Annotated in this window: 7 protein-coding genes; 4 read left to right on the top strand and 3 right to left on the bottom strand. The window is 70.5% G+C overall.

From position 1 onward, the window contains the following. The coding region (locus AOK03_RS15950) for a hypothetical protein (protein WP_157868956.1) at positions 1-808 on the top strand (808 nt) is incomplete at its 5' end. A 151-nt stretch (positions 809-959) separates the two neighbouring features. Further along, positions 960-1,439 carry a response regulator gene (locus AOK03_RS15945; RefSeq protein ID WP_055565922.1) on the top strand — a complete coding sequence of 160 codons (480 nt, stop codon included), beginning with the start codon at positions 960-962 and terminating at the stop codon, positions 1,437-1,439. 88 nt (positions 1,440-1,527) lie between these two features. Here AOK03_RS15945 and AOK03_RS15940 read toward each other — a convergent pair whose 3' ends face one another. The 3 genes from AOK03_RS15940 to AOK03_RS15930 form a co-directional block, all read right to left on the bottom strand. Beyond that, positions 1,528-1,983 carry a hypothetical protein gene (locus AOK03_RS15940; RefSeq protein ID WP_208609544.1) on the bottom strand — a complete coding sequence of 152 codons (456 nt, stop codon included), beginning with the start codon at positions 1,981-1,983 and terminating at the stop codon, positions 1,528-1,530. Between the two features lie 385 nt (positions 1,984-2,368). After that, positions 2,369-2,950: an HD domain-containing protein gene (locus AOK03_RS15935; protein ID WP_055565924.1), complete on the bottom strand. Its 582-nt coding sequence runs from the start codon at positions 2,948-2,950 to the stop codon at positions 2,369-2,371. 11 nt (positions 2,951-2,961) lie between these two features. Next, on the bottom strand, positions 2,962-4,080 hold the full coding sequence (locus tag AOK03_RS15930) for a helix-turn-helix domain-containing protein (RefSeq protein ID WP_055565920.1): 1,119 nt from the start codon (positions 4,078-4,080) through the stop codon (positions 2,962-2,964). A 188-nt stretch (positions 4,081-4,268) separates the two neighbouring features. Between AOK03_RS15930 and AOK03_RS15925 the strand changes: the two genes are divergently transcribed. Beyond that, positions 4,269-4,742 (top strand): hypothetical protein, encoded by a 474-nt coding sequence (locus AOK03_RS15925; protein ID WP_055565919.1) that lies wholly within the window; start codon positions 4,269-4,271, stop codon positions 4,740-4,742. A gap of 305 nt (positions 4,743-5,047) precedes the next feature. Then, entirely contained in the window at positions 5,048-5,389 is a 342-nt protein-coding gene (locus AOK03_RS15920) for a DUF397 domain-containing protein (protein ID WP_055565918.1), read from the top strand. The last annotated feature ends 93 nt before the right edge of the window (positions 5,390-5,482 follow it).

The following is a 5,482-nucleotide window of genomic DNA, read 5'->3' as shown; positions in this document are numbered from 1 at the left end:
TCCCTACCCACAGCCCCGCCCGCACCCGCCACGCTCCGCCCGGCGACGGCGCACCCTCTGGGGATTCCTGTTCGTCTCACCGCTGATCCCGGTGATCCGCTCCGCCCGCCGCCGCGCCGAGGCGATCTTCAACCGGCCCGGCGCGGGCCGCGTCGAGGACCGTCTGGTCACGCAGGTCCAGCTGTGGCGCGCCGTCGCGGGCGCGGTCGCGAGCCTGCTGCTGATCTACGCGTACGGCGCGGACGACGGCTGGAGCGGCGTGGCCAACGACGGTGTGGTGAAGCTGATCCTGGCCCCGCTGCTGCTCATCTTCACCGGACCGCTCGTGGTGCTCGGCTTCATCCGCTACGCACCCGCCGACCAGCGGCGCGTCCTGCGCTCGCGGATGGCGGCGCCGCTCAAGGCGGTGGGCTGGTACGTGGGAATCCTGGTGGGGGTGGGCCTGGTCCTCGCGGGCAGTGCCCTGCTCCTCAAACAGAACTACGGCACGCTCCTCAACGGCCTCGTCGCCCTCGCCCTGCTCATCGGCCTGATCTGGCTGCTCCCGTTCCTCGCCTTCGCCTCCGCGTACGCCGCCCGCTACGCCTTCAACACGTCCAACGTGCACGCCGCGCTCCCGGCCGTGCTCACCGTCGTACTCGTCTGGGAGCTGATGCTCTGCAGCGTCGCGCTGGACGGCGGGCTGCCGCACGGCCCGCCGGCGGCGCAGTGGTGCGCGATCCTGGGCGGCCCGGTCTCCGTGACGGCGGTGGCCCTGTGGGAGCTCCACCGCATGCGCACCCGCCACGGCGTCCGCATCCGCACCTGAGGGCGGGAGTCGGAGGGCGGGAGGGGGCGCTTTTTTCTCTGTTGCTGCTGATACTGCGGTCATGAACATTGTTATGGCCCGTGTGGTGACACACGGATTACGCAACCCGGTGTCGGTTTAGCGTGGTTACTGACAGAGGGGGCCTCCGTCCATGCTGACCAACTCCGTGATCCTGGTCGTCGACGACCACAAGGACACCCTGTTCGCGTTGGAGAGCGCGCTGGCCCCTCTCGGCTACCCGCTCGTGAGTGCCTCCAGCGGAGACGAGGCTCTCAGGGTGATCCTGCGGGGGAACGTCGGACTGATCCTGCTCGACGTGCGCATGCCGGGCGTGAGCGGTCTCGACGTCGTGCGTTACGTGCGCCGCCTGGAGCAGACCCGCGCCATACCCATCGTCCTGCTGACCGGCTTCGACGTCAGCCGGGAGATCTCCGCCACGGCGTTCCGGCTGGGCGTGGCGGACGTGGCCCTGAAGCCGATAGACCCCCTGACCCTGCGCACGAAGGCCCGCTACCTCTTCGAGACGTACGGACAGATCAAGTCCATGCAGCGGGAGATCGACGACCTCCGGGCCCAGGTGAAGTCCGGGTTCATCGCCCCGCCGCACGACGGCGCACGGGGCGAGTCGTGACGTGTCTCTCCGCGCGGCTCTCCGCGGCCGGTGACGGGGCGTGCTCGGCGCCCTCCATCGACGGGAGGGGTGCCGGCTACCCGGCGTGCTACCCGGTGTGCTGCGCGGAGCTGCCGTCGACCCAGCGGGCCACGGCCGCGGCGACCTCGGCAGGGCTGCGGCCGTCGGTGGTGAACTCCTGTTCCACCGAGGCCCGGAGCTCCGCCGCGTCCTTGATCGCCTCCTCGACCTCGTCGGACGCCCAGCCGCGGGCGGCGAGGCGGATGCGGCGCTCGGCGTCGGTGCAGTCGAGGCGTGCCCAGTCGGTCCGCGGCGGGTCCGCGGTGCCCTCGGCCGCGCGGGCCCACTCCTCGGGCGCCAGCGGGCACAGGAGCAGCACCGGCCCGCCGGGCCGGAGCATCATCGCCGCGACCTTCACCCAGAGCCTGTTGTAGGCGGGCCACGCGGCGCTCGCCGTGGGCGAGGTGATGTCGACGCCCAGCAGTCTGCCGTCGGAGTCCGGGAGCTCGTCGAAGTCAGCGGTGGCGAACGGGTATTCCCTCACACGCCTCAACAGCGTGGACTTCCCGGCGCCGGGAGCACCGGTGATGATGTGCAGCTTCGACAACCCGCTTCGCCCCGTCCGTCCCCAGGACCACACCAGCAACGCAGTAACGCCTCGACTCTTGCACACGTGCCCAACCCGCCGGGCCAACCCCGGCCCCGCACACCCCGTGTGAACGGAATGCATTCGCGTGCCTCCCACACACGCTTCCGGCGCCCCGCATTCCGAGGTGGGATGACCAGCACCCCACCTCGGTACGGTGCCTGACCCGCCTGTGCCGAGCACCGCCCGGCCCTCCCACCTCCCAAGGGCCCGGCGGTGGCCTCCGCCTTGCTTCCCGACAGGATCCGACCCGTACCAGAGGCCAGCCGACCCAAGCCAGAGGTCAGCCCTTCTCGCCCATGGCAGTGTGCAGCCACTCCAGAGGAGTCTGAGCGAGCAGTGCGTCGGCCAACCGCTGCCCCGACTCCGTGACGATGCGCGCACGGCTGTTGTCGACCCACCGCTGTGCGCTGGCATATCCCCGGTTCTTGTACTCCAGGCCCTGAAGCATGCACTCCAGCTTGTCGGCGTCCCGCGCGCAGACGGCCTCAGGCGTCTCTTTGGCCTCGTACTCAGCGACCACGGCGCGCACGGCAGTTCGCAGGACCTCCGGCATGCCGGCCGTCTGATCCGCGGTCACCGCTTCGGCGTCTCCGGGGGCCGCGTACTTCTTGCCCAGATGGTTGACGTCGCCCGTGCGCGTCTCCTGGGAGTCGTGCCAGACCGCCATGTGGGCAGCGCGAGCAGCGTCGGCTCCCTCAAGGGTGGCGATGACCGAGGCGATCACGGAGGTGCGCCATGCGTGCTCGGCCACGCTCTCCGGGTCCCGGACGCCCGCCATCCACCAGCCCGTTCGGCGCGCGGTCTTCAGAGTGCCTGCTTCCCACAGGAAGTGAGCGACCTCTGTGAGGTCCTGGTCAGCCACGGTGTCCCCTTTCACGCCTCGGCGAGGCGGATTGCGTACCGAATGCCCTCCAGCTCTCGTCTTGCCTGCGTTGAGAGCTGCAAGTCATCCAACATCACGGGGAGTCGTGCGCGTAGAGCAGTCCCCGCCGCACACTGCGCGCGCAGCAGGTTGGGGCGCGCCGCCAGCAGCGCCCACAGCGTGTGGACGTTGAGGTCGAAGAAGCCATGCCTGGGGGTGAGGCCACGGACAAGGTGGTCCATCAGTCGATCGCCGTTCCAGGGGCCCGGTGTGGGCGAAGCGATGAAGTCGTCCGACAACTCGATGTGCGGCGTCTCGCCGAGCCAGTACGCCCAATAGTTGAGGTTCGCTGCCTCGGCCGTATCGCCGGCCCCGAGAGTGCGCGTGATGAAGTGGGCCATCCGGTCACGGTCCCCTTGGCGGGCTTCGACGGCGGCGACGGAGCGTGAATTGAGCCAGCGGGTCAGCCAGTCGTCAGGGCGGAAGAGTTTCTGCTGGTGGGCCAGCCATTCGGACGTATCGGTGTCGTCGTCGAACCCTGCCAGGTACAGGGCCTGGCGCCGCAGCAGGAAGTTGCCGCCGCCCCGGGCCCGTTCGGCTGTCTCCCGCATCCGTGTGAAGAACCGCGAGCGGTCCTCGGCGGGAAGGTCGGGTGCCGTGGGCACCGGGCCGCGCCGCGGGCGCTTCGGTGCGGGCAGGTTCCGGACCGGCGCGGGTGCCACCCCGTTGAGCGGCCAGGTCAGTACCTCGACGAGATCCCGCTGCATGACCCAGGCGCCGAGCGGGCTGGCCGCGGTGGCCGCCTCTTCGTCGAGAGCGCTGGCGAGCAGGACGTCAGCTTCCATAGCTCGCTCAAGAGCAGCGAGCAGCGTAGGGGCGGAGCCCATCGTCATCAGGCGATGTCGGTGTACGAGAGTCTGCCCGACCGGCACCGAGGCCAATGGCCGGCGCCCCGACTCCCACCCTGCGATGGTGTCCGCCGAGACTCCGAACGTCTCGGCGAAGGCGTCTTGTGTGTGGCCCAGCTGCTCGCGAATGACGCGGAAGACGTACCCCGAAATGATGCCTGCACGGCCGCGTTCAGACCTTCCCTGACCGCCAGTCAGGGTTGACCGCGTGTGGTGCTCCATCTCGCCCCCTTGCCCGCATTCCGCAGGCACTTACCCGTACTCACGGTCACTTCTGGCGACGATCACCGCTGCCTACTGTCAACGGGTGATGACCGGCAACTCAGCGTAGTGGGAGTGGTGTCGCCATGAACGCCGTAGGACGAACCCCGTTCACCCCGCGAGGGGGAAGAACACCAGGAAGCGTGGATGTGCGGAGAGCAGGGCCGGCGGTCTTCGACTGGCTCGCGCGTTCCCAGGGCGACGCGCGGCAGGCGCACCGCGAGTGGCAGGAGCACGGCATCACGCTGCTGCCGCTCGGCACCCGCTTCAACTCGGTGAGCCTTCCCGCCCGGCTCGTGCGCGCCGCCGCTGGGACCGCCGACCTGGACCTGGTCAACGCCACGCTCGCCCAGTTGCTCGACGGGCCCGTCATCCATAACCGGCCGCAGGACGAGTACCACGCCCTGGTCGGCACGTTCCCGGTGGCGCGCTGGCCCTACCCGGACGACGCCCCGATGCTCGGCGCGGGCCACTACCTCAGCGTGCCCGCCTCCGACCTCACCGGCCCGACGGGCCTGTACTGGGCGGTGCGGCCCCGCATCGTCGGTGACCTGTGCCCCGTCCAGTCGGTCGCCGCACTCGTCCGCATCGCCCGTGACCTGCCCCGGCCGGGAACACGATGAGCGCCCTCGGCAGCGGGCCGCCGATCACCGAACCGTTCACCCCGGAGGCGGCCGCGCGGCAGCTGACCGGCCGCCTCCGAGGCCACGCCCGCACCTGCCCCGACTGCCGCACCGGGGAGTGCGAGGAGGGCGCACGCATGCGCAGGGCACTGCGGGCCGTGCGGTCCGTACTGAATGGCCCCGAGCCTCCTCAGCCTCCCCGGAGCGGGCTGACCCCACTTCCCTCCACGCAAGCAGCGGGCAACCCGGCCCCAGACCCTGAGCCTGACCGGCCCAGGATTCAAACACCCACCAGGAGGCACCCCATGGGCACGCTGACCAACGGCCGGACCACCATTCCGTACGACAACTGGAACGCGCCGACCCTCGCCTGGCGCAAGGCGGGCCGCACCGACCTCGACCCGATCCTGAAGGACTGCGTGATCCTCGCGGAGGCCCCGCCCGCCCAGGGCCACCCGCACCACAGCATTCCGGACGGCACCCGCATGATCGCGATCAGTGACGACAAGGACCCGGCCGCCCCGGTGCTGCTCATGAGCCGGGTGGAGATCAGCAAGTTCTTCGACGGGGTGATCGCGGGTGAGTTCGACGAGTTCCGGGCGAGCGCGGAAGAACTCGCCGTCGCCGCGGCCGAGCCCACGGCCTGACCCGCGCGGCGAGGCCCGCGACACCTCGCAGGCGCCGCGCGACAACTCCCGCTCCCTGACGAGCGGCCCGACCTGCTCGGCGCACCAGGGACC

Origin of the sequence: Streptomyces atriruber, assembly GCF_001418325.1 — a bacterium.
GTDB classification, from domain to species: domain Bacteria; phylum Actinomycetota; class Actinomycetes; order Streptomycetales; family Streptomycetaceae; genus Streptomyces; species Streptomyces atriruber.
This window is presented reverse-complemented; position numbering and strand designations above follow the sequence as displayed.

Bases quoted from the DNA above. Each gene is read 5' to 3' on its own strand.
- AOK03_RS15945 (WP_055565922.1), top strand. From the start codon at position 960: ATGCTGACCAACTCCGTGATCCTGGTCGTCGACGACCACAAGGACACC.
- AOK03_RS15930 (WP_055565920.1), bottom strand. From the start codon at position 4,080: ATGGAGCACCACACGCGGTCAACCCTGACTGGCGGTCAGGGAAGGTCT.
- AOK03_RS15920 (WP_055565918.1), top strand. From the start codon at position 5,048: ATGGGCACGCTGACCAACGGCCGGACCACCATTCCGTACGACAACTGG.